Below are 21,543 nucleotides of genomic sequence, written 5' to 3'. Positions count from 1 at the left end.
TCCTATTTATAAGCTATGTACACGACAGAAATCTTAACAGCCAGTGGAACTGTTCAAACTTGTCCTGAATGTTGAGCAGGACGTGGCAGATGAAGTCGAAGCCATGACGGAAGAAAGTCTTGAGGGGTCTGCCGATAGTTTTTTAAAAGGGATGGGCTGTTGATGAGTTCGCGACATGGAGGCTATATAGAGGGTTAGAGAAAATAAAGAGGTGAGTATGGATAGACGCATGAAGAAGGTAGTGCTGTGGGTAATAATAACAACAGCAGTAGTAGGATTAGCTGCTTACGTAATAATAAACATAATAGCTGAGATTGGTGAATCTGTGGGCTGGGTTCCTATAGTTGTTGGGATAGGGGTGATAACCGGTATAGTTATTTGGAGGAAGGTGGTGAAAAGGAAAAGACGCCGTGAAAAATTAATGAATAAATATAGGGATGAAGAACTAGTAAAAGAACTTATGAATGGAAGTTTCTGGAAAGGTCAGACATATGATCAGCTAATAGATTCTCTTGGAAATCCAGGGGAAGTAGAAGAAAGAATTGAAGAAGGAATTATAAAAACTAAAAAGAAGGAGATATGGAAATATGATAAACAAGGTGGCAACAAATACGGTTTGAGTATTACATTGGAAAATGGTGTTGTAGTGAGGTGGGATAAAAAGACATAGTATAGCCTAGGTTTTGACCCTGATGAGGCGCTGACCTTTGGCCGGGCAGTGGCCGGCCTTAACTCCTACTCCAAAGCAAGCGGCTCGGATTATTCGAGCCTGCTCCCGAGGAGGTCAAGGAAAAGTGCCGCCGGATGCACAAAGAAGAAGCCATCAAGATTGATCTATTAAACCCGCCAAGCAGACCCATGAAGGCATCCGGGCGTTGAGCAAAGATAAGCCGATCAATCTGGAGAGCGTACAGCGGTATCTGGAAAAAAAGTTCGACGATGCGCTTGATGATGCCTATAAGGCTATGAGGGATTTCGCCAGGTCGATGGACACCACCCGTCTTGCCGAGGTGGCCTATAAGCTCTATGAGAAGTTCCGCCCGGATATCCCAGAGGGCAAAAAGGGCTGGGGCGCGGAAGGCACATTGAGCATCGACGAAATAAAGCTTTGGGGGTGTACAAATAACTGTGTAACTGGTGATCTGTAATTAACAACAAGGAGAAAGCACTGATGACCAGTATTGAAAAAAAGACCGATGAGTTGCTGGATGAACTTCTGAAGGAGTGCAATAGCCCGAAAGAGGTTCTGGGCGAGCATGGGTTATTGAAGCAGCTGAGCAAGCGCTTGGTGGAGCGGGTTTTGGAGGCTGAGCTGACTGAGCACCTAGGGTACGCGCCCCATGCTCAGGAAGGTCGGGGCAGTGGCAACAGCCGCAACGGCAAGAGCAAGAAGCGGGTTCAGAGCGAGGCGGGGCAATTGGAAATCGAGGTGCCACGGGACCGCAATGGGAATTTTGAGCCGCAATTGGTCAAGAAACGTCAGCGTCGGCTGGAGGGCTTTGATGAGAAGGTGCTAGCGCTGTATGCCCGGGGGCTCTCGACCCGAGAGATTGAGGCGCAGCTGGAAGAGCTCTATGGGGTGGAGGTCTCCCCGGCGCTGATTTCCCAGGTGACCGATGCGGTGTTGGAGGAGGTGCGGGCCTGGCAAAGCCGGCCCCTATCGGCCGTCTATCCCATCCTATATTTTGATGCCTTGTTTGTGAAATCACGCCAGGAGGGCATGGTGAAAACGAAAGCAGTGTACTTAGCCCTGGGGGTCAATCTAGAGGGAGAGAAAGAGCTGTTAGGGATGTGGATGAGTGAAAACGAAGGGGCTAAATTCTGGCTGTCGGTATTCAATGAGCTGAAAAACCGGGGGGTCGAGGATTGCTTTATTGCCTGCGTGGACGGGCTCAAGGGCCTGCCTGAGGCCATCGAGGCGGTGTTTCCACAGGCCCAGGTTCAGCTGTGCATCGTGCACAAGGTGCGCGGCTCGCTGAAGTATGTCCCCTGGAAACAGCGCCGGGCCGTGGCGGCCGACCTGCGGGCCATCTATGGCGCCGCGACCCTGGCCGAGGCCGAACAGGCCCTAGAGCGCTTCTCAGCGCGTTGGGATGAGACATATCCGGCCATCAGCCCCAGCTGGCGGGCCGATTGGTCACGGCTGACGGTCTTCTTTGATTACCCACCCCAGATCCGGCGAGCCATTTATACCACCAACGCCATCGAATCCTTGAACTATTCACTACGAAAAGTCTTGAAAAACCGGGGCGCTTTCCCCACGGATGAAGCCATTTTCAAGGTGCTCTATCTGGCCCTGAACAATATCACCAAAAAATGGACTCAACCCATTCGGGACTGGAAGGCCGCCCTCAATCAATTCGTCATCCTCTTCGCTGAGCGGATGCCCAAGTGAAAATTAGTTACACAAAAAACTTGACACCCTCGCATGAACTCTTGAATAGTCTCGCACTCAGAAAGCGAGGCTGCGCCATTTTCAATTGCCGTGCGTACTGGTAAGTGTATTTAGGCGCGCCGGACTTATCCCCGCTAGAGGTCACCACCACATCCTTGACGCCCACATCCACCCCAATCGCATTCTTGCGGGTAGGCAGCGCCGTAATCTCCACCTCGCAGGCCATGCTGACGAAATAACGGCCAGCGGGGTCTTTACTCACTGTCACCATTTTAGGGATACCGCCCACATTCCGAGACCACTTGATCTTCAGTGCCCCAAGCTTGGGCAGTTTCAACCGTTGGTTTTCGGCGTTGAAGTTCTTCGCCACATGGCGTTGATCGAGTTGATAGCGTACCGATTGAGTCTGATGACGCTTCTTAAATCGTGGGTATTTCGCTCGACCGGCAAAGAAATGCTTAAAGGCTGTATCTTGGTCTCGCAATTTCTGGGTATGGCAACCGGCGGTGGCTTCACTCAGCCAGGGGCACGCCGTCTTTTTAAGTACCGTCAATTGGCGACTGAGGCTTATCGTATTCAGCGACTCGCCATCCTCTTTATACGCCTTCGTTCGGGCCTCCAACGCCCAATTCCACACATAGCGAGCATGGCCGAATTCAATAGCCAATTGCCGCTTTTGCTGGGGCGTTGGGTAAAACCTGAATTTGTAGGCCCGTTGCGTTACCATATCCCAATCGTAATACAACAGGGCTTTAACAGCAATGGCAAGGGAATATTTAAATGTACGGGTTGATGCCGATCTCAAAAAGCAACTTCAAAAGTTGGCTAAGAGGGAAAACCGAACGCTATCAAACTTGGTTGAAACCGTGCTGGGCAACTACGCGAAACGCAAGTCATCCTGACCCTCGCGCTCGCGGCTCCGCAAGCTGCGCACTCTCGCTGGGGGGGCGTCGCACTTCCTTGTGCTCCTTCAATGCATTCTGAAAATGGACCCCCATTCGATGGCAGAAAAGATGAGGAAAGGCTCGCCGATTAACAAACAAACTTCCCTGCTCCCCCAGGAACGCATTGATTGGTTGACCAAGCCCATTGCCCGATTCTTGCGCATCGAGTCCATGGCGGGTTTGGTGCTTCTACTGTTTACCCTGTCGGCGTTGGTGCTATCCAACTCCTTATGGAGCCATCCTTTCCTAGAGGTTTGGGAAACGCCGGTGGGTCTTCAGATCGGCCCATTGGAATTCACCCGTTCGCTGCGTGAATGGATCAACGACGCTTTAATGACCCTGTTCTTTTTTCTTGTCGCCCTGGAACTCAAACGGGAACTGGTGTTTGGCGAATTGCGCAATCCACGTCTGGCCGCGCTGTCTATTATGGCGGCCTTGGGTGGTATGCTCGTGCCTGCTCTCTTCTACTTGATGCTCCAGTTAGGCCAACCCGGCCAGAATGGTTGGGGCACGGTGATGGCCACCGACACCGCCTTTGTCATCGGTTGTCTGGCGCTGTTAGGGTCGCGCATTCCCCAGAGTCTGCGAGTGTTCATGCTGTCCCTGGCCATTATTGACGATATCGGCGCTATTCTGGTGGTAGCTATTGGCTACAGTAGTCACATCAGTTGGAAGGCGCTCGCTCTAGCTGCCATGGGTATCGTTATCGTGCGCGCCATAGCGCTGCTCGGCGTCCGTAGCATGGCGATCTATTTTATAGGGGGAGGGTTGATCTGGATCGCAGTGGATATCTCCGGGATCCATGCCACCGTGACCGGCATCATCCTCGGCTTAATGGCGCCGACCCGCAGATGGGTGAGCGACGAGCGTTTGCATGCCATTTTGGATCGCGTGGAGGCGTATCCACCCGGCGATCACTGGAGTGGTGACTCTGAGGATCGCAAGGCATTACGAATGGCGGAGGTTGCGGCGCGTGAAGCGCTGTCGCCAGTTGAGCGGCTTGAGATGATATTGCACCCCTGGGTTGGATTCGTGATCATGCCGCTTTTTGCATTTGCCAATGCTGGAGTGCCCCTCGCTTTCGCCGGGTTGGAAAACGCCGTCACCCTGGCTGTATTTGTGGGATTCGCGCTGGGCAAACCGCTAGGAGTCTTGATCTTCAGTTGGCTGGCTGTGCACACGGGCATGGCGATACGTCCTCCGGATCTCAACTGGGTGTTGCTGACTGCCGGTGGCCTCCTCGCAGGCATCGGCTTCACGATGGCGCTGTTTATTGCCAACCTGGCTTTCAGCCCCAGTCTCATCAACGCCGCCAAAATAGGCATTTTGTCCGCCTCGGTTTTTTCTGCGCTGGCGGGTATTGTGCTGTTGAGCACCTGGTCTGCTCGTAGAAAGTAGCCTCACTAAGATAGAATAGAAACGAGCAGAGAGTGAGGTGAATGATGGCAAAACAAAAGTACACCCCGGAGCTCAAGCAAGGAGCGGTTGAGCGGATTCCCGCTAGCACTGGATTGAGGCGTCATTGTTCACGGGGCCATGGCGCGCCATTTCCTTCTATTCGGCCTTGAGGTAGAAAGATTATCCCTACGCGCCATGGTATGAATAAACTTCCAATGAAAGCCTAACCCTATTAGTACCGCCAGGTGAAATAACTCGTGTGGCCCCAAGATCTCACGAAGAAAAAGCGGCTGCCCAGCAAATTCTAAAATGGCGCCTACGGTGTAGGCCAAGCCTCCAACGAGTAATGGCTTGATGAAGGCGCTGCCTTTTCGATACCAGAGTATCCCTACAGAGACCGCTCCAAGCCACCCGAGGCCCAAAAACAAGGCTAGCCCCCACCCTTCTGGAAAGGAAGTAAAAAACATATTTTTAAGGGTTAGGGCCGTTATCGCGATCAGCCACACCAGCAGCAGCCACCCCCAGCGCATAACCCCTTGGAACAACATTTGGTGGATAGGAGTCATTGTGCCCACGATTAAAATAAATATTGCCGAATGATCAAGTCGCTGCAAAATGCTCCCTTTGGGAGATAGCCCATGATAGATCCCACTTACAGAGAGCATAAACACACTGGCCAAAGCGAAAACCCCCAATGCCATCAATTTCGGAAGATTTCCCCAGCCTAATCTCAATAGAGGAAAGGACAATAACAAAAACACGCCAGCGCCCAGCAGATGGCTTAAAGCACTAAAGGGTTCATTGAACCCGGAGATTAAATCGGTCTCATTCATGCGTTTTACCTGAGGAAGCTCTGAATAACGAATGCTGCTTTGCCTCCTAGACTTTAATGAAGTTCCTGGAGATAAACGGCAGGTGACCCGCGGCAATGTGAAGTGGCTAGACTATCTTAAGCACCCTTATAGAAGGAAGGAGCGTACAAAAGATTATAAACCCAGCTTATAGCTGTAGTATAAACGATAGTATAAACGATAAAATTTTTATAAAGAGGAATACCCCCAATGAGTCTAGACGAAGACAACGTAACAAGGGCTACAGAGGTCGCAAAGGCTGAGGAACTTCTACCAGCCTGGTTTATTGAGAGGATGATGAACGACACGTGGTTTTTTGGCGTTCTGCTGGATACCGGGCAGATGCTAGGAATTGAGCACATTAATAAGGTAAGGCAGGCTGCCAACGGTGATGTATGGATTGACGTTGAGATGCTTGAACATAGGCAGTTCCGCGTCGAATATTTGCCTGATTCCTGGAAGGGGGTTAAGCTTCTCTGCTCGCCAACCTCCAGGACAGACACTTCAATAAATACGCGCCATATTGTGGCCGTCTTCGATCTAGCAGACACCTCGATCTGGCAAATACCTAAAGAAGAGAGTCAGTGATCGGCGAACCCAAGGCAGGGAAGTCGTGATAAAGTTACAGGACTATAAACGATGGAACCCCAGCTGGGAAACTGGGGCTTTATCCAGGGCTAACGCATGAAATTTTGAGAAGCGGCGTTATTCAATCGGTTACACAAGATCACCAATTTTGAGGTAGGCTGACAATCAACTAACTTGGTTAGCTTTTTTGTTTTATGAGAATTAGTGAGCAGCGGTGAGTTTTCCCTGCATAATCCACCCTAAAAGAATTTTCCAACGGCTTCCGAGGTCTCATTTAAACGAGAAATGCTATTTCCTTCACTGCTCGAAAGGAGCGGCGGTGGATAGGACAGGGACCTAACTTTTCCAGGGCAGCCAAATGGGCCCGGGTCGGATAGCCTTTGTGAGTGCCAAAACCATAACCGGGATAACGTTTCTCCAATGCAACCATCTCCGCATCCCGGGCCACTTTGGCCACGATGGAGGCGGCGGCGATAGCCATAACCTTTTGGTCTCCCTTGACCACGGCCCGCACCGGGCAGGCGGCAGGGGGACAGTGCTTGCCATCCACGAGAACCAGGGAGGGGGCCTCTGAAAGGGCCGCAACGGCCCGCTCCATGGCTAGCAGGCTGGCCCAAAAGATATTGAGCTGTTCGATCTCTTCTACTTCAGCCCGCCCTAAGGCCCAGGCCACAGCCTGGGCTTGAATGAGTGCGGCTAAACGCTCCCGCGCCAGAGGCGTCAACTGCTTGGAGTCCTTCACTCCGGCGATGGGGTGCCCCGGATCCAGAATCACCGCCGCGGCGACAACCGGACCGGCTAAGGGACCCCGGCCCACCTCGTCCACGCCAGCAATCCATCCTTGGACTTCCCTTTGAAGAGTCCCTTTGTCTCCCATTTCGCTCCCTGCAAAAGAGTCAAGTGACATATTCCACCACTTCCAGGCCAAAACCCGCCAGTCCGTGCATCCGCCGGGGGGCGCCCATGACCTGCATCTTTCGTATCCCCAAATCGGTCAGAATCTGGGCGCCGACTCCATAGGTCCGCAAGTCGCTGGAGGGCTCCTGCCGGGGCAGGCGCACCCCTTGATCCTCCAACTGATAGTCTTGAATGCGCTGCATCAGATCCCTAGGAGACTCCTGCCGGCGGAGGATCACCACCACCCCGGTACCCGCCTGCGCAATGCGATTCATGGCATCATTCAGGGGCCAGCCGCAATCGCCACGCCGTACTTGGAGAATATCGCAAAGGGTATCGGCCATGTGAACCCGCACCAAGGTGGGCTCTTCCGGATGGAGTTCCCCCTTGACCAAGGCCAGATGGAGTTGCTGATCCACTAGATCCTGGTAGGCCAAAAGACGGAACAGCCCCTGTTCCGTGGGCAAGGCGCACTCCGCCACCCGGGCCACAGACCGCTCATGCTCCAGACGATAACGAATCAGATCGGCAATAGTGCCCAATTTCAAGCCGTGGCGCTCGGCAAAGACTTCCAGATCCGGGCGACGGGCCATGGTCCCATCTTCATTGAGGATTTCAACAATCACCGCCGCCGGTTCAAGACCCGCCAGTCGCGCCAAATCACAGCCCGCCTCGGTGTGGCCAGCCCGGGTGAGCACGCCCCCCGGCCGGGCCATGAGGGGAAAAATATGGCCCGGTTGGATCAGATCCTCGGGTCTAGCCTCCGGGGCCACCGCCACTTGCACGGTCCGGGCTCGATCCGCGGCGGAAATACCTGTAGTGACCCCCGTTGCCGCCTCAATGGAAAGGGTAAAATTGGTACTGTGTTTGGCGTTGCTATCTGACACCATCAAGGGCAGCCGCAATTGGCGGCAGCGCTCCTCGGTCAGGGTCAAACAAATCAGCCCCCGTCCATAGCGGGCCATAAAGTTAATATCCGGGGCTTTCACTTGGGAGGCCGCCATGATCAGATCCCCCTCATTCTCCCGGTCCTCATCGTCCATCAGGATCACCATCTTTCCTTCCCGGAGATCCTGGATGATGGCTTCTATTTCGCTTAAAGGCATAATCAATTACTTGCTAAAACCGTAACGGGCCAGAAAGGCCTCATCGAGACTTGGCCGGGTGGTGGCGGCCGAGTCACCCAGTAATAAACGCTCCAAATAACGGGCCAAAAGGTCCACCTCCAAATTCACCTCCCGTCCCGGACGGTATTCATTCAAGGTGGTGGCTTGCAGGGTATGGGGAATAATATTGACCTCAAAGAGATTTCCCTTCACCCCGTTGACAGTCAAGCTCACACCATCGACCCCAATGGAGCCTTTCTCGGCGATGTACTTGGCAAGGCCTGCCGGGGCGCGGATAGAAAAACGCACACTTTCTCCCACTGAGGTGCGCTCGACCACCCTCCCTACGCCATCACAGTGGCCACTGGTCAAATGTCCGCCGAGATGATCTTTGAGGGTCAGGGCCGGTTCCAGATTGACCCCCTCGCCAGGCTGCAACTTCCCCAATACGGTGCGAGACAGGGTCTCTTGGGAAACATCAAAGTCAAAAACCTGGTTGGCGAGCCGAGCCACCGTCAAGCAGACCCCACTGACCGCAATACTATCCCCAATACCGACCTCCGCAAGATCCAGTTTACCGCTATCGATGCGAAGGGCGGCCTCACTCCCCTTGCGTTGCAATGCCACTACCGTCCCAACCGCCCTGATGATCCCGGTAAACATGGTTTTCTCTACCTACCTCTTATGAATTTCAATTCCAATTTTTAGCTGGGGACATAACTCACCCTTTAGGGAGTATTTTGGCCACTAGCCGCCAATCCCGGCCGACTGCCCGTATTTCTTTGATGTCTACCTGAATACAATCCTCCATGGTCTGGATACCGGGCAGCCGCAACAACCCTAAAGAGGCCTCCCCCATCAATTTGGGGGCGATATACAGTACGAGTTCATCCATTAAACCAGCCTGGAGCAGCGACCCTGCCAGCCGCGCACCACACTCCACATGGAGTTCATTGATTTCCCGTGCGGCCAGAACGGCCATCAGGGCCTTAAGATCCAACCCCTCGGAAGCCACCGGAAGGCTGATCACTTCCGCGCCCTTAGAGCGTAAAGACTCCGCTTTCGGCTGCTCCCCATCGGCACAGGCAATCAGTACCGGCCCCGGCAGCGAGAGCAACCGGGCCTTCTCCGAAATAGCCAATTTCCGGTCCAATATGACTCGCCAAGGTTGGCGGTCAAACCCCGGTGGCACCTCATTTTGCAATTCTTCATAGCGGACGTTGAGGGCAGGATCATCTCCAATGACAGTCCCTATCCCCGTCAAAATCGCTGAACTGCGGGCGCGCCACCGTTGCACATCACGACGGGCAGGGGGAGCGGTAATCCAACGGCTCTCTCCAGAAGCCAGCGCTGTAGCTCCATCCAAACTCATGGCCAACTTACAGCGCACCCAGGGACGGCCTTGAACCAGACGTTGCACAAACCCAGGGTTAAGGGCCTGGGCTTCTTCCTGAAGCAATCCGTATTCCACTTGGAGACCGGCCTCCCTAAGCTGCGCTAGCCCCTGGCCGGCAACTTTGGGATTAGGATCTCGCATGGCGGCAACCACTCGAACAACGCCTGCTTCAATGAGTGCCTCAGTGCAGGGAGGGGTTCGACCCCGATGACAGCAGGGCTCTAAGGTGACATAACAGGTGGCCCCCCGAGCCCGGACATCCGCCTGGCGCAAGGCATTGACTTCCGCGTGGGCATCGCCGGCCCATTGATGCCAGCCCTCCCCCACGATCTCGCCGGCACGCACCAAGACACAACCCACCCGGGGATTAGGGTCAGTGGTGAATAAACCCCGCCAGGCCAGCTTCAGAGCCCGGGCCATGTACGCTCTATCGTTCACCTGCTCCACGCCAAAGGCAAAAGTCTTAACGTGGATATTGCACTAGAAAAGCCGCTGATTGCCACTACAATAAAAGCAAAGTCCCCACTCTTTGTCCTGGCGTAAGGTCATCGTTAGAGGAAGATGGAAAAATAGCCCTGCTAGTCCGATTTATTCACCAGAGATTTCTCGTCGAGGAGCAAAGATAACTGGGCGGCCTTTTCCGCCGGTGACAGCGCTTGCTCCAAGCGTTCAATTTCTTCCCGAAAAGCCTGAACGTCTTGAAAGCGGCGATAAACCGAAGCAAAGCGGACATAAGCCACCTCATCCAAGTGGCGTAATTCATCCATGACCCACTCGCCCAGCACCTGAGAGTCTAACTCCCGCTCACCGCTCGCCCGCAAACGGCGCACAATACGGCGGATAGCGGCCTCCACCCTCTCGGTGCCGACGGGACGTTTTTCCACCGCCCGGAGGACACCGGCCCGCAGTTTGCCTTCCTGAAACGGCTCCCGAGTCCCGTTGCGCTTGATGATGCGGGGCAGGGCGAGTTCTGGAGTCTCGTAGGTCGTAAAGCGCTCACTACACACCTGGCATTCCCGGCGGCGACGGATGGCATCGCCCTCATTGGCGAGACGGGAATCGATGACCTTGGTGTCTCCTGCCCCGCAAAAGGGACAATGCATCGCTGCCTTAGCCTCTAACCATAGACCGGAAAGCGAGCGCAGAGGGCCAATACCTTCTCTTTCGTGTTCGCAATTACGGTCTCATTTTCGATATCATCCAGCACGTCGCAAATCCACCCTGCCACCTCCTGGACTTCCGCCTCCTTAAAACCGCGGGTAGTCATCGCCGGGCTCCCAATACGAATTCCACTGGTCACGAATGGAGACTGGGGATCGTTGGGGACCGTGTTTTTATTCACGGTGATATTAGCCCGCCCCAAGGCCGCATCCGCAGCCTTGCCGGTAAGGCCCTTATCAATGAGATCCACTAAAAATAGGTGGCTGTCTGTACCCCCGGAAACAATTTTATAGCCCCGCGACTGGATACTTTCCGCCATTGTCTGGGCATTGCGAACAACTTGCCGCTGATAATCCTTAAATGCCGGCTCCATGGCCTCTTTAAAGGCCACCGCCTTAGCCGCGATGATATGCATTAAAGGTCCTCCCTGCATGCCGGGGAAAACCTTGGAATTGAGTTTTTTCTCAATCTCGGGATTGGCCTTGGCCAAAATCAGCCCCGAGCGGGGACCCCGTAAGGTTTTATGGGTCGTGCTGGTAGTCACATCGGCAATTTGAACCGGGTTAGGATAAATCCCCGCTGCAATCATCCCCGCCACATGGGCAATATCCGCTAAAAGGTAAGCTCCCACCGAGTCGGCAATCTCCCGAAAACGTTGCCAATCAACAATTCGGGAGTAAGCAGTAAAACCGGCAATGATAATTTTAGGTCGGTGGGCCTTCGCCAACCGCTCGACTTCATCATAATCGATAAGGCCCGTGTCCGTATCCACCCCGAACTGGACCGCGTTAAAGACTTGGCCTGAAAAATTGACCTTAGCGCCATGGGTCAGGTGTCCGCCATGGGCAAGGCTCATCCCCATGAGCGTATCCCCCGGCTCGAGTAGAGCCAGGCAGGCAGCGGCATTGGCCTGGGATCCCGAATGGGGCTGGACATTGGCGTAATCGGCTCCAAACAGCACTTTAACCCGTTCAATGGCTAACCGCTCCGCCACATCCACATATTCACAACCCCCATAATACCGCTTGCCGGGATAGCCTTCCGCATACTTGTTGGTCAATACAGACCCCTGGGCTTCCAAGACCCGAGGACTGACATAATTCTCCGAAGCAATCAATTCGATATGCTCTTCCTGCCGCCGTGCTTCATTGGCAAGGGCGACCTCGAGCTCTTCATCGTAACCGGCAATACGCATCTCTTTGCTGTACATGGACTGTCCTAGTGCTGCAATTTCTAGATAAAGCCTCTCATTTTAACGTACTTTTAGGGAAAATAACGACGCTGAATCGGCCTTCCTCTCCCCTTAGCCCCGCCCATCTCCCCCGACTAGAGGCTAAGATAATGGACGCTGAATAGGTCTTGCGGATCGGTCCAAACCCGCCGCGGCTGAAACCCCGCCGAGCTTGCCAGTTGTTGGAACTCTTCAATGGTGTACTTATAGGAATTCTCGGTATGGAGGGTTTCTCCAGCTTGGAACTCGAAGACTTGGCCGCTCACCGTCACCGCCTGTTTTTTCCGGCTGACCAGGTGCATTTCTACCCGCCCCTCGGCCGCATTGTAAAGGGCATGATGTTCAAAACTGGCCAGGTCAAAATTCCCCTCCAGTTCCCGGTTAATGCGCTGCAAGAGGTTCAAATTGAAAGCCGCCGTAATACCTTGGCTATCGTTATAAGCGGCATTGAGCAACGCAATCTCCTTCTTTAAATCCACACCGATGAGCAGCCCACTCCCCGATCCTAGCAGGGTTGCTATCCGTTCTAGGAATTGGCGAGCTTCTTCTGGCTCGAAGTTGCCAATACTCGAGCCGGGAAAGAAGCCCCCATTGGGCTTGCCGGCAAACCCCTCGGGTAACACCAAGGGGCGGGTATAGTCGGCGCAAATGGCATGAACGGCCACCAGGGGATACTCCTCGGCCAACTCTCTAGCAGAATCAAAAAGATGTTCCCGGGAGATATCAATGGGCAAATAAGCTGCTGGCTGCAACGCATTAAGAAGCAGCCGAATCTTGAGGCTACTGCCACTGCCAAACTCCACCAGGACACTACCCTCGCCCATATACTCGGCCATTTCTGCCCCATATTGCTTCAGCAGCCCGATTTCTGTACGGGTAGGATAATATTCGGGCAATTGACAGATGGCATCGAAAAGGCGAGAGCCGGTCTGATCATAAAAATACTTAGGGGGAATCCGCCGCTGGTTCTTGACCAATCCAGAGAGAACATCTTCCCGGAACCGGACTGGTTCCGGCCGGTAATCGTGGAAAACAGGTTCCCGCGGCGTTTGGTTAGAGAGCAACGATTTCATGTATCATCCGCCAATCGAAGGCCCGTGAATTGCCAGCGGGCATAGGGGGGGAAGAAATTCCGGTAAGAAGCACGTAGATGGTCACGGGAACTCACGCAGGATCCACCTCGTAACACCATTTGGTTGCACATAAACTTGCCATTGTACTCACCGATGGCGCCCTCGGAGGGACGGTAGCCGGGGTAGGGCGCATAGGGACTTGCCGTCCACTCCCACACATCCCCAAACATTTGCACGGGGGCATTCTCTGCCGAGGGTGCAGGCAGCGGCTGTAAGGCCCCTGAATCCAAGAAGTTGCCTTGGCATGGCAGGGTCCGTGCCGCCACTTCCCATTCAGCTTCCGTAGGCAGCCGATAGCCAGCCCAACGGGCATAGGCATCCGCTTCATAGTAACTAAGGTGACAAACCGGAGCGTCTTTCTGAACAGGCTGCATCCCATTAAGAGTCATCTGCCACCAATCCTCATCCCGCTGTTCCCAATAGAGGGGGGCCTGCCAACCCTGTTGGCGTACCGCAGACCAACCATCGGAGAGCCAATAGCGAGGCTCTTCATACCCCCCTGCTTCCATAAACGCCAAATACTCCCCGTTGGTCACAAGGCGAGAGGCCAAGCGGAAATCGCGCAGGTAAACCTGGTGGTTCGGCCCTTCATTGTCGTAGGCAAAACCTTTGCCCCCATGCCCCAGGGCATGTTGTCCTCCTTCATACTCATACCATTCCAAATTCCCACTTTCTCCGACCCCCCGAGGTTTAGGGATAGCCGGCTCCTGGTAGACAGGACGGAGGGGGTTAAGGGCAAAGATATGTTTAAGATCAGTTAGGAGCAGCTCCTGGTGCTGCTGTTCATGGTGAAGTCCCAGTTCAACCAGAGGAGCGAGGGTTGCCCATTCCTCTGGCTCCAAATTTTCTGCTAGGCGCGCCATCTCCCTATCCACGTGGCGGCGATACTCATACACCTCAGCCACCGTGGGACGGGACAACAACCCCCGCTGGGGACGAGGCCAAAACTGTCCCACGGTCTCGTAGTAGGAGTTGAATAAATAGCCATAAGCGGGATGGAAGGGTTGATAGTCCTTTAATTGGGGGATCAAAATAAAGTTTTCGAAAAACCAGCTACTATGGGCCAAATGCCACTTAGGTGGACTCACATCCGGCATGGTCTGAATCACATAGTCCTCGCTCTCCAAGGGCTGGCATAGGGTTTCACTGAGCTGACGCACCTGCCGGTAGCGCCGCATGAGGTGGGCATACTTCTCCCCAATGTTCTGTTCTCTTTCTTTTAATTCAACTGCATCCTGGCGCGGTCTCATGGTCTCTCTCCCAGGCCATTCGAATTGACTACGGGTAGGAGTGTAATCCATGGCGTCCCAGGCCGCAAAAATTGCTTTGAAGGAGTGCATGGACGCACGACGCCCCCCTAGCGAGAGTGCGAAGTGAAGTGAAGCGGAGCGTCGAGCGCGAGGGCCGATTACTTGCGTTTTGCCATCAATTCGCGTTTCGCGTAGTTGGCGAGCACCGTTTCGACCAGGTTCGACAGGGTTCGGTTTTCTCTTTTCGCTAATTCCTGTAATTGCCGCTTCAGCTCTGAGTCGATGCGGACATTCAGCATTTCTCTTGCCATTGACGTGACCATTCATTTGCAATACTATCGCATTATGGTAACACAACGGGCCTACAAATTCAGGTTTTACCCCACACCCCAGCAAAAGCGGCAATTGGCCATTGAATTCGGCCATGCCCGCTATGTGTGAAATTGGGCGTTGGAGACCCGAACGAAGGCGTATCAAGAGCAGGGCGAGTCGCTGAACACTATCTGTCTTAGCCGCCAATTGACGGCACTGAAAAAGACGGCGTGCCCCTGGCTGAGTGAAGCCACCGCCAGTTGCCATACCCAAAAGCCGATTGACCAAGCCAAGGCGTTCAAGCATTTCTTTGCGGGCCGGGCGAAATACCCACGATTTAAGAAACGCCACCAAACGCAATCGGTACGCTACCAACTGGACCAACGCCATGTAGAAAAGAACTTTAACGCTGAAAGTAAGTTTTTGAAGCTGCCCAAACTCGGGGCGCTTAAGCTCAAGTGGTCCCGGAATGTGGGGGGTCTCCCCAAAATGGTCACGGTCAGCAAAGACCCCGCTGGCCGTTATTTCGTCAGCATGGCCTGCGAGGTAGCCGTTCTCCCCTTGCCTGTGCGAAGGAACGCGATTGGCGTGGATGTGGGCGTCAAGGATTGGGCGTCGAGGATGTGGTCATCACCTCCGAGGGGTATAAGTCCGGCGCGCCCAAATACACCGACCACTATGCCCGGCAATTGAAACGGGCGCAGCGTCGATTGAGCAAGAAGAGAAAAGGCGCTCAGCGTCGCCGCCGGCAGCAGCAGCGCGTAGCCCGCATTCATGCCCGGATAGCCGATAGCCGCCGGGATTTTCTGCACCAGCAATCCTCCAAGCTGATTAACGAGAACCCAGTAATCTGTCTGGAGGATTTGAACATCAAAGGGATGTTGAGAAATCGTCGCCTGAGTAAAGCCGTTGCGGATTGCAGGCTGTATGAACTCAGGCGGCAAATTGAATATAAAGCCGCATGGTATGGCCGAGAAGTGTTTATCGTGGACCGTTGGGCGCCCACCAGCAAGACGTGCTCTGGGTACACGGCACAGCGCAAGAGTCCATGCCGCTCAAAGTTCGCGAGTGGACCTGTAGCTGTGGCGCTACCCACGACCGGGACATTAACGCGGCCAAAAATGTGTTGAGGTTGGGTACGGCGGGGAGCGCCGGAACCGATAAAGCGCGTGGAGAGGTAAAGACCCCAAGGGCCGTGGCCTAGCCACCGCCTGAGGACCGCGAGGAAACGCGAATTTGTCAGGCTGACAAGGTGAGGAGGGACCGAGCCGTAGTCAGTCATGGCGAAACTCCAAAGCCATTGGAAGCCAGGCAGCGAATAGCGCTAAAATGATTGCCATGCTCCTTCTAGAGAAAATTGCCGAGGCCCGCATTGCAGAGGCCATAGAACGGGGAGAGCTGGATAATCTCCCTGGCCAAGGGCGGCCATTACGCCTTGATGATGACCGGCTAGTGCCCGAATCCCTACGCGCCGCCTACCGGATATTAAAAAACGCGGGCTATCTCCCCCCCGAGCTAGAGCCCCGCCGAGAGATCCGAACCATTGAACAGCTATTAGCCACCACCGAAGATGAAACTGAGCGCCGAGAGGCCCGGAAAAAGCTTAGCTATTTACTGGGAAAAATAGCGGCCCTTCGAGGGACCTCTAGTCATCTTCAAACAGAGCAATACTATTACGAAAAGCTTATGCAGCGTCTGCAGGAGGGAAACAAAGATGAGTGAGAATAAAAATATTGAATTAGAACGTCATCCATCCCCAGAACGCTTAGAACAGCTAGGAGTGACCTCATGGCCTACCTGGGAATGTGGGATTTCTACTTTTCCCTGGCATTATGACAGCACCGAAATCGGTTATTTCCTGGAAGGAACGGTGACCGTCACCCCGGAAGGTGGCGAACCACTCCAGGTAAGCCAGGGGGATTTGGTCACATTTCCCGCGGGGATGTCCTGCACCTGGGAAGTCCATCACCCCGTCAAAAAACACTATACCTTCAAGTAACCGTTATTTTGTATCTTTTCCAGGGGGGTAAAGAGACGAGGGAAAGAAAGTTACATTGCTATCGGCATCGCTGGCTTCGGTGATTTTGTTGACTCCCTCCTTATCCACTTCATCAATGCGCAAGACCGCATGAAGGGGAATATAGGTTCGTTTTACCCCGGCAAACTCCGTCTTCAAATGTTCCTCAGAAGGGTCGACCACCACTGCCGATTTTTCCCCGAAGATGATTTCGCCAAGCTCGACAAATCCATACATGGCGCTTTGCCCCACCTCACGGGCAAACAGCTCGTAGATCTTGCCTTGACTAATAAATTTGATTCTATAAACTCGTTTTTTAGCCACTGACTGCAACACCCCCACTTAACAAAACTTGACTCCATCGCCCACCTGGCCGTGAACACCGCTTCGCCGATGACATGATGTCAAATGCAAACTAACGGCTAACGACTGCTGGCCAGTTTACCAACGGGCGCTCTTCCTCTCAATGTAATTGAGGAATTTCCGTACCCGTACTAGCCCTAGCCAGGAACGAAATTTCATGAGCTTATGAGCCATAGAGTATCGTACCGAAAGCGACGGCATTCTTCAGAATTTGGCTGAGGGAGTCGATATAGCAACCATAGTTCATCACTAAAGTGAGGCGCACAAAAGGCATATGCAAGGCGTATTCCTTGATCGAGACACTGTCCACCCCACCGATATTGATTTCTCACCTCTGGAAAAGGTCATCCCCCAGTGGAAGTATTACGGGACCAGTTCCACCACTAGCGAGATCATCGACCGCATTCGGCAGGCCACGGTGGTGGTGACCAACAAAGCCATTCTAACGGGCGCCATTCTCAAACAGGCCCCCCATCTACAATTGGTCTGCATCGCCGCCACGGGAACCAACAATGTGGACCTGGAAGCCGCCCGCCGCCTTGGGATTGCCGTCTGCAATGTCCGAGGCTATTGCACCGCCTCCGTAGCCGAGCATGTCTTTGCGCTGATTTTGGCGCTCACCCGCCGTCTTGCGGCAACTACCCACGCGGCAACCAGCGGCGCCTGGCAACACAGTCCCCACTTTACGGTACCGGACTTCCCCTGCCGGGAGCTTTCAGGAAAAACCTTTGGGATCATCGGTTACGGTGAGCTAGGCCGGGCAGTAGCCCGGATCGCCACCGCCTTTGGGATGACCGTGTTGGTGGCGCAACGACCGAATACGCCCAATGGCCCCGGTCGCATTCCCCTCAAAGAACTACTCCCCCTAGTGGATATCCTCAGTCTCCATTGCCCCCTGACCTCGGAAACTACCGGATTAATCGACCGGGAAGAATTGGCTTTAATGCGTTCTGATGCGCTTCTCATTAATACCGCCCGGGGCGGGATCGTGAATGAACAAGCCCTCGCTGATGCCCTCCGCGAAGGACAGTTGGGAGGAGCCGGGGTGGATGTTTTAAGCCAAGAACCCCCGCCACAAGACAATCCTTTGCTAGCGCCGGATATTCCCAATCTGCTGCTGACTCCCCATGTGGCTTGGAGCAGTCGCGAGGCACGCCAGCACCTTCTCCAGCAGGTGGCTAAAAATATTCGGAGTTTTCTCGACGGCGAACCCTGTAATCTCGTGAGCTGATATTAATCCTAGAAGTTATTGACTAAAATATAATATTATTAAACGCCAAAATAGTGCGACTGCACCTCTTGGTTTTCAACAGGTTAGCTCGGCTAGCTGATGCCGGCCGTTCCCCAGCCACCGCCTTCCTGAGGCTCATCCATGACCCGTGACGAGAAACGACGGCAGAAGAAACTCGCCAAGAAAGCAGCCAAACGCAAGACCAAGCCTGCCGGTAGGCGACACGAACCCCTTGCCCGAGGGTCGGAGCCGCTTCAGATTATAAGCTATGAGATCACCGATGAGCCTATGCCTGGGCCTGCTTACGAGCGGTTACCCAAGTCAGTCAAGGATCAGCTTGACAGGATCTACCACGAGGTGCTGTTACAAAAGCCCAAGGAGGCCATCGCCATCCTGCAACCGCTCATCGAGCAATACCCCGATGTGCCTCAGCTCTATAATTGTCTCCATAGCGCCTATCAGGTGCTTGGCGACCGGGGCAATGCTCAACGGATGCTCAAGGAGACCCTGGAGCGTTTTCCCGATTACCTGTTCGGCCGCATCGCCTATGCCACCGACTGCCTGCAGCAGGGTGAACCGGAAAAGGTGCCCGAGATTTTCGACGGCCACTATGAACTCAAGCTCCTCTACCCCAAGCGCAAGCTTTTCCATATCTCCGAGGTACGGGGTTTCTACTCTGTGATGGCGTGGTACTTCCATACCCAGGGGGAAACCAGCCGCGCCGAAACCTATTACGAGCTGATGCGGCAACTCGATCCCGACCACCGCAACACCCGGTTCATCAAGCGACTGCTCTACCCATAGCGGCTTAATACATAGAAATATTTGCGTGCATTCGCGGCTAAAAGCCAAACTCCCCTAGCCTGAATTTTTTACCACCAAGCTACATGATTTCTTTGTGCTCTTTGTGCCTTTGTGGTGATCTCATGAATTATCCAAGCTAGCTTCCCCATTCACGGTAATTCAGCAAGAAATCCCGCAGGAATTGCAATAACTCAGAGGCTCAACGGCTAGGGTGCAGCAAAAAACTCCCGCGCCGCCACACAATCCTTCTCGATTTGCTGGCGCAAGGCAGAAAGGGATTCAAAGCGCTGTTCGGGTCGCAGTTGGCGCAGAAAAGTCACCTGGACATAACGACCATAAATATCCCCCTCAAAATCCAACAGATGGACCTCTAAGAGGGCACGGCGACCGCCGATGGTAGGTCGCACCCCCACATTGGCGACCCCCGGCAATGGCGCTGCTGCTAACCCCTGGACCGCTACTGCAAAGACTCCCGTAAAGGGCGTCCGGCGCCGATGCAAACCAATATTGGCAGTCGGAAACCCCAATGTTCGGCCCCGTTTGTCGCCCTCAACAATGCGCCCACTCATATGGTAAGGGCGTCCCAGGAATTTTTCTGCCTGGGCTAAATCGCCACGGGTCAAAGCTTCACGGATGCGGGTGCTGCTAACCCGTTCCCCCTCCAGGCAAAGGGTAGGCATGGTGGCAACTTCAAAACCATAATGCTCCCCCGCCCTTTGCAGCAGGTTCAAGTCGCCGCAGCGGTCACGCCCAAAACGAAAATCCTCGCCGACAATCAAATAGCGGAGTCCCAGCTTTTCCACCAGCACAATTCGAATAAAATCATCGGCCTCCATCCCGGCAAGGGCATGATCAAAGCGAAGACACAGCACCCAGTCCAACGGCTGACAGCGGAGGGCTTGGATTTTTTCCCGAAAGCGGGTCAATCTTGCGGGGGCACCCTCTGGCGTAAAGAATTCTTCAGGGGACGGCTCGAAAGTAATGAGCAGTGATGGCCGCTGGAACTCTGCCGCTTTGGCGGCCAATCGTCCGAGTACGGCCTGATGGCCCAAGTGAATCCCATCAAAGTTACCGATGGTGGCAACTCCGCCTCGATGGCAGGGTTGCAGGTTATATAAGCCCCTGATGAGCTTGCTCATAGCACGGTCTCAATCACCAAAATGCATATAGCGTAGCCTCTTGCCCGTAATCAGGTCTAGCAGGACAAAATAAGGTTGACCCATTGGTTGACCCCTAACCTAGTCTAGGTTAGATTGGAAAGTTTGCCTCATAGATACTTTCTAAGTCATGACAAAGCGTAATAAACTTGACTTTGAAGCCGCCCTTGCCGAGCTAGAAGCACTGGTCTCACGCATGGAACAAGGCGATGTCAACCTGGAAGAGTCCCTGCGACTGTATGAACGGGGAGTCAAACTCTCTCATCATTGCCAAGAGGCGCTGCGTAATGCTGAACAGAAGATCCAGATATTGCAGCAAAAACAGGGAAAAGAACAAATAAGCGACTTCCCCAGCGAGGAATAGCATGTCATCCACCGATGATTGGATCGGCGCTTTGCAGGCGCGTACTGAACGGGCTCTAGAACAGGTTCTCCCGCCAGCGGACAAACCGCCGAAACGGTTGCATGAGGCAATGCGTTATGCGGTCCTTGGAGGAGGCAAACGGCTTCGACCGTTGCTGGTCTACAGCACAGGCATGGCCCTTGGTGCCTCTGAAGCGGTTCTTGATGCTCCAGCAAGCGCGGTAGAACTCATCCACGCTTATTCCCTGGTCCACGACGACCTGCCTAGCATGGATAATGATGACTTGCGGCGGGGGCGTCCCACCTGCCATAAGGCCTTTGACGAAGCCACCGCCCTGCTAGTGGGGGATGCGCTTCAGTCTCTGGCTTTCCGCATCCTGGCAGATTCCACCTCTGGGCTTCCAGCCAGCAATCAAATCAAAATGCTGATGCTATTGGCGGAGGCGGCCAGCTCCCGTGGAATGGCGGGAGGTCAAGCCATTGACTTGGAATCGGTAGGTCAACTTTTAACGCTTGCTGAACTGGAAACCATGCATCGGCTCAAAACAGGGGCGCTGATTCGCGCCAGTGTTCTGCTCGGTGCCTGGTGCCATCCCACGATTGATCCCCATACATTGGAAAATCTCGACCGTTTTGCCCAATGTATTGGACTGGCTTTCCAGATCCAGGATGATGTCCTTGACGTGGAAAGCGATACCGCCACCCTAGGCAAGCCCCAGGGTTCAGATAGGGCCCGGGATAAACCGACCTATCCCTCCTTGCTTGGTTTACCCCAGGCCAAAGCCAAAGCCCAAAGCCTGCTGGAACAGGCCCACCAAGCCTTACGGGCAGTGGATGCCCCCACGGAACACTTAGAATGGTTGGCGGATTTCGTGGTCCAACGTCGCCACTAACCACTTCTATTTTGTCAGGATACTAATATCCTAGTACAATGGTCAGGATTAGC

Annotated in this window: 25 protein-coding genes and 1 pseudogene; 13 read left to right on the top strand and 13 right to left on the bottom strand. The window is 54.0% G+C overall.

What is annotated here, in order from left to right:
- Positions 1-229: 229 nt before the first annotated feature.
- The 3 genes from NHAL_RS13685 to NHAL_RS13675 all read left to right on the top strand — a co-directional run bounded on the left by NHAL_RS13685 (position 230) and on the right by NHAL_RS13675 (position 2,395).
- Positions 230-670 (top strand): hypothetical protein, encoded by a 441-nt coding sequence (locus NHAL_RS13685; protein ID WP_157862569.1) that lies wholly within the window; start codon positions 230-232, stop codon positions 668-670.
- A gap of 205 nt (positions 671-875) precedes the next feature.
- Positions 876-1,148, top strand: a complete 273-nt coding sequence (locus NHAL_RS13680) for a hypothetical protein (protein ID WP_013033743.1) — start codon at positions 876-878, stop codon at positions 1,146-1,148.
- A gap of 23 nt (positions 1,149-1,171) precedes the next feature.
- The gene (locus NHAL_RS13675; RefSeq protein ID WP_013031487.1) at positions 1,172-2,395 is read left to right on the top strand and encodes an IS256 family transposase; all 1,224 of its coding nucleotides are present in this window, start codon (positions 1,172-1,174) and stop codon (positions 2,393-2,395) included.
- A gap of 7 nt (positions 2,396-2,402) precedes the next feature.
- Here NHAL_RS13675 and NHAL_RS13670 read toward each other — a convergent pair whose 3' ends face one another.
- The gene (locus tag NHAL_RS13670) at positions 2,403-3,200 is read right to left on the bottom strand and encodes an RNA-guided endonuclease InsQ/TnpB family protein (RefSeq protein ID WP_238985357.1); all 798 of its coding nucleotides are present in this window, start codon (positions 3,198-3,200) and stop codon (positions 2,403-2,405) included.
- Between NHAL_RS13670 and NHAL_RS22510 the strand changes: the two genes are divergently transcribed.
- Together NHAL_RS22510 and nhaA are read left to right on the top strand one after the other, a co-directional pair.
- The gene (locus tag NHAL_RS22510) at positions 3,157-3,297 is read left to right on the top strand and encodes a ribbon-helix-helix protein, CopG family (protein ID WP_013033741.1); all 141 of its coding nucleotides are present in this window, start codon (positions 3,157-3,159) and stop codon (positions 3,295-3,297) included. The genes NHAL_RS13670 and NHAL_RS22510 overlap by 44 nt on opposite strands.
- A gap of 99 nt (positions 3,298-3,396) precedes the next feature.
- Positions 3,397-4,737, top strand: coding sequence for a Na+/H+ antiporter NhaA (nhaA, locus tag NHAL_RS13665; RefSeq protein ID WP_013033740.1), 1,341 nt, complete (start codon positions 3,397-3,399; stop codon positions 4,735-4,737).
- Positions 4,738-4,865: 128 nt separating this feature from the next.
- On the opposite strand, the gene trhA is transcribed toward nhaA, so the two are convergent.
- Positions 4,866-5,570: a PAQR family membrane homeostasis protein TrhA gene (gene trhA / locus NHAL_RS13660; protein ID WP_013033739.1), complete on the bottom strand. Its 705-nt coding sequence runs from the start codon at positions 5,568-5,570 to the stop codon at positions 4,866-4,868.
- A 228-nt stretch (positions 5,571-5,798) separates the two neighbouring features.
- Between trhA and NHAL_RS13655 the strand changes: the two genes are divergently transcribed.
- On the top strand, positions 5,799-6,176 hold the full coding sequence (locus tag NHAL_RS13655) for a hypothetical protein (RefSeq protein WP_013033737.1): 378 nt from the start codon (positions 5,799-5,801) through the stop codon (positions 6,174-6,176).
- 274 nt (positions 6,177-6,450) lie between these two features.
- Here the strand turns inward: NHAL_RS13655 and rnhB are convergent, their stop codons facing one another.
- From rnhB to NHAL_RS13610, 9 genes are all read right to left on the bottom strand, one after another.
- Positions 6,451-7,053 carry a ribonuclease HII gene (gene rnhB, locus NHAL_RS13650; RefSeq protein WP_013033736.1) on the bottom strand — a complete coding sequence of 201 codons (603 nt, stop codon included), beginning with the start codon at positions 7,051-7,053 and terminating at the stop codon, positions 6,451-6,453.
- Between the two features lie 19 nt (positions 7,054-7,072).
- Complete coding sequence (gene ribBA, locus NHAL_RS13645; protein WP_013033735.1) at positions 7,073-8,179, bottom strand: bifunctional 3,4-dihydroxy-2-butanone-4-phosphate synthase/GTP cyclohydrolase II; 1,107 nt, start codon at positions 8,177-8,179, stop codon at positions 7,073-7,075.
- A 6-nt stretch (positions 8,180-8,185) separates the two neighbouring features.
- The gene (locus NHAL_RS13640; RefSeq protein WP_013033734.1) at positions 8,186-8,842 is read right to left on the bottom strand and encodes a riboflavin synthase; all 657 of its coding nucleotides are present in this window, start codon (positions 8,840-8,842) and stop codon (positions 8,186-8,188) included.
- A gap of 58 nt (positions 8,843-8,900) precedes the next feature.
- Positions 8,901-10,022: a bifunctional diaminohydroxyphosphoribosylaminopyrimidine deaminase/5-amino-6-(5-phosphoribosylamino)uracil reductase RibD gene (gene ribD, locus NHAL_RS13635; protein WP_013033733.1), complete on the bottom strand. Its 1,122-nt coding sequence runs from the start codon at positions 10,020-10,022 to the stop codon at positions 8,901-8,903.
- Between the two features lie 131 nt (positions 10,023-10,153).
- A complete protein-coding gene (gene nrdR, locus NHAL_RS13630; RefSeq protein ID WP_013033732.1) occupies positions 10,154-10,678 on the bottom strand; it encodes a transcriptional regulator NrdR in 525 nt (174 codons plus the stop codon).
- A 14-nt stretch (positions 10,679-10,692) separates the two neighbouring features.
- On the bottom strand, positions 10,693-11,946 hold the full coding sequence (glyA, locus tag NHAL_RS13625; protein ID WP_013033731.1) for a serine hydroxymethyltransferase: 1,254 nt from the start codon (positions 11,944-11,946) through the stop codon (positions 10,693-10,695).
- A 116-nt stretch (positions 11,947-12,062) separates the two neighbouring features.
- Positions 12,063-13,040 carry an L-histidine N(alpha)-methyltransferase gene (gene egtD / locus NHAL_RS13620; RefSeq protein ID WP_013033730.1) on the bottom strand — a complete coding sequence of 326 codons (978 nt, stop codon included), beginning with the start codon at positions 13,038-13,040 and terminating at the stop codon, positions 12,063-12,065.
- Positions 13,037-14,350 (bottom strand): ergothioneine biosynthesis protein EgtB, encoded by a 1,314-nt coding sequence (gene egtB / locus NHAL_RS13615; protein ID WP_013033729.1) that lies wholly within the window; start codon positions 14,348-14,350, stop codon positions 13,037-13,039. The genes egtD and egtB overlap by 4 nt, the downstream gene beginning before the upstream one ends.
- 158 nt (positions 14,351-14,508) lie before the next feature.
- The gene (locus NHAL_RS13610) at positions 14,509-14,661 is read right to left on the bottom strand and encodes a ribbon-helix-helix protein, CopG family (RefSeq protein ID WP_041355745.1); all 153 of its coding nucleotides are present in this window, start codon (positions 14,659-14,661) and stop codon (positions 14,509-14,511) included.
- A 34-nt stretch (positions 14,662-14,695) separates the two neighbouring features.
- Here NHAL_RS13610 and NHAL_RS13605 point away from each other — a divergent pair.
- The 3 genes and pseudogenes from NHAL_RS13605 to NHAL_RS13595 all read left to right on the top strand — a co-directional run bounded on the left by NHAL_RS13605 (position 14,696) and on the right by NHAL_RS13595 (position 16,661).
- Positions 14,696-15,866 (top strand): annotated as a pseudogene (locus tag NHAL_RS13605) (RNA-guided endonuclease TnpB family protein).
- 125 nt (positions 15,867-15,991) lie between these two features.
- A complete protein-coding gene (locus tag NHAL_RS13600) occupies positions 15,992-16,384 on the top strand; it encodes a DnaJ family domain-containing protein (protein WP_013033728.1) in 393 nt (130 codons plus the stop codon).
- The gene (locus NHAL_RS13595) at positions 16,377-16,661 is read left to right on the top strand and encodes a cupin domain-containing protein (RefSeq protein WP_013033727.1); all 285 of its coding nucleotides are present in this window, start codon (positions 16,377-16,379) and stop codon (positions 16,659-16,661) included. Before NHAL_RS13600 ends, NHAL_RS13595 begins: the two co-directional genes overlap by 8 nt.
- A 3-nt stretch (positions 16,662-16,664) precedes the next feature.
- Here NHAL_RS13595 and NHAL_RS13590 read toward each other — a convergent pair whose 3' ends face one another.
- Positions 16,665-17,003 (bottom strand): DUF1820 family protein, encoded by a 339-nt coding sequence (locus NHAL_RS13590; protein WP_041355742.1) that lies wholly within the window; start codon positions 17,001-17,003, stop codon positions 16,665-16,667.
- Positions 17,004-17,316: 313 nt separating this feature from the next.
- Between NHAL_RS13590 and NHAL_RS13585 the strand changes: the two genes are divergently transcribed.
- Positions 17,317-18,273: a 2-hydroxyacid dehydrogenase gene (locus tag NHAL_RS13585; protein WP_013033725.1), complete on the top strand. Its 957-nt coding sequence runs from the start codon at positions 17,317-17,319 to the stop codon at positions 18,271-18,273.
- A 141-nt stretch (positions 18,274-18,414) separates the two neighbouring features.
- On the top strand, positions 18,415-19,077 hold the full coding sequence (locus tag NHAL_RS13580) for a tetratricopeptide repeat protein (protein WP_013033724.1): 663 nt from the start codon (positions 18,415-18,417) through the stop codon (positions 19,075-19,077).
- 206 nt (positions 19,078-19,283) lie between these two features.
- Here the strand turns inward: NHAL_RS13580 and ribF are convergent, their stop codons facing one another.
- Complete coding sequence (gene ribF / locus NHAL_RS13575; RefSeq protein ID WP_013033723.1) at positions 19,284-20,216, bottom strand: bifunctional riboflavin kinase/FAD synthetase; 933 nt, start codon at positions 20,214-20,216, stop codon at positions 19,284-19,286.
- 148 nt (positions 20,217-20,364) lie between these two features.
- Between ribF and NHAL_RS13570 the strand changes: the two genes are divergently transcribed.
- Both NHAL_RS13570 and ispA read left to right on the top strand, forming a co-directional pair.
- Positions 20,365-20,598, top strand: coding sequence for an exodeoxyribonuclease VII small subunit (locus tag NHAL_RS13570; protein WP_013033722.1), 234 nt, complete (start codon positions 20,365-20,367; stop codon positions 20,596-20,598).
- 1 nt (position 20,599) lies between these two features.
- On the top strand, positions 20,600-21,490 hold the full coding sequence (gene ispA, locus NHAL_RS13565) for a (2E,6E)-farnesyl diphosphate synthase (protein ID WP_013033721.1): 891 nt from the start codon (positions 20,600-20,602) through the stop codon (positions 21,488-21,490).
- Positions 21,491-21,543 lie beyond the last annotated feature (53 nt).

This window comes from Nitrosococcus halophilus Nc 4 (assembly GCF_000024725.1).
Taxonomy (GTDB): Bacteria; Pseudomonadota; Gammaproteobacteria; order Nitrosococcales; family Nitrosococcaceae; genus Nitrosococcus; species Nitrosococcus halophilus.
This window is presented reverse-complemented; position numbering and strand designations above follow the sequence as displayed.

Excerpts from the sequence above, each read along its gene's own strand:
- NHAL_RS13685 (WP_157862569.1), top strand. The coding sequence starts at position 230 with ATGAAGAAGGTAGTGCTGTGGGTAATAATAACAACAGCAGTAGTAGGA.
- NHAL_RS13675 (WP_013031487.1), top strand. The coding sequence starts at position 1,172 with ATGACCAGTATTGAAAAAAAGACCGATGAGTTGCTGGATGAACTTCTG.
- NHAL_RS22510 (WP_013033741.1), top strand. The coding sequence starts at position 3,157 with ATGGCAAGGGAATATTTAAATGTACGGGTTGATGCCGATCTCAAAAAG.
- nhaA (WP_013033740.1), top strand. The coding sequence starts at position 3,397 with ATGGCAGAAAAGATGAGGAAAGGCTCGCCGATTAACAAACAAACTTCC.
- trhA (WP_013033739.1), bottom strand. The coding sequence starts at position 5,570 with ATGAATGAGACCGATTTAATCTCCGGGTTCAATGAACCCTTTAGTGCT.
- NHAL_RS13655 (WP_013033737.1), top strand. The coding sequence starts at position 5,799 with ATGAGTCTAGACGAAGACAACGTAACAAGGGCTACAGAGGTCGCAAAG.
- rnhB (WP_013033736.1), bottom strand. The coding sequence starts at position 7,053 with ATGGGAGACAAAGGGACTCTTCAAAGGGAAGTCCAAGGATGGATTGCT.
- ribBA (WP_013033735.1), bottom strand. The coding sequence starts at position 8,179 with ATGCCTTTAAGCGAAATAGAAGCCATCATCCAGGATCTCCGGGAAGGA.
- NHAL_RS13640 (WP_013033734.1), bottom strand. The coding sequence starts at position 8,842 with ATGTTTACCGGGATCATCAGGGCGGTTGGGACGGTAGTGGCATTGCAA.
- nrdR (WP_013033732.1), bottom strand. The coding sequence starts at position 10,678 with ATGCATTGTCCCTTTTGCGGGGCAGGAGACACCAAGGTCATCGATTCC.
- glyA (WP_013033731.1), bottom strand. The coding sequence starts at position 11,946 with ATGTACAGCAAAGAGATGCGTATTGCCGGTTACGATGAAGAGCTCGAG.
- egtD (WP_013033730.1), bottom strand. The coding sequence starts at position 13,040 with ATGAAATCGTTGCTCTCTAACCAAACGCCGCGGGAACCTGTTTTCCAC.
- egtB (WP_013033729.1), bottom strand. The coding sequence starts at position 14,350 with ATGAGACCGCGCCAGGATGCAGTTGAATTAAAAGAAAGAGAACAGAAC.
- NHAL_RS13610 (WP_041355745.1), bottom strand. The coding sequence starts at position 14,661 with ATGGCAAGAGAAATGCTGAATGTCCGCATCGACTCAGAGCTGAAGCGG.
- NHAL_RS13600 (WP_013033728.1), top strand. The coding sequence starts at position 15,992 with ATGATTGCCATGCTCCTTCTAGAGAAAATTGCCGAGGCCCGCATTGCA.
- NHAL_RS13595 (WP_013033727.1), top strand. The coding sequence starts at position 16,377 with ATGAGTGAGAATAAAAATATTGAATTAGAACGTCATCCATCCCCAGAA.
- NHAL_RS13585 (WP_013033725.1), top strand. The coding sequence starts at position 17,317 with ATGCAAGGCGTATTCCTTGATCGAGACACTGTCCACCCCACCGATATT.
- NHAL_RS13580 (WP_013033724.1), top strand. The coding sequence starts at position 18,415 with ATGACCCGTGACGAGAAACGACGGCAGAAGAAACTCGCCAAGAAAGCA.
- ribF (WP_013033723.1), bottom strand. The coding sequence starts at position 20,216 with ATGAGCAAGCTCATCAGGGGCTTATATAACCTGCAACCCTGCCATCGA.
- NHAL_RS13570 (WP_013033722.1), top strand. The coding sequence starts at position 20,365 with ATGACAAAGCGTAATAAACTTGACTTTGAAGCCGCCCTTGCCGAGCTA.
- ispA (WP_013033721.1), top strand. The coding sequence starts at position 20,600 with ATGTCATCCACCGATGATTGGATCGGCGCTTTGCAGGCGCGTACTGAA.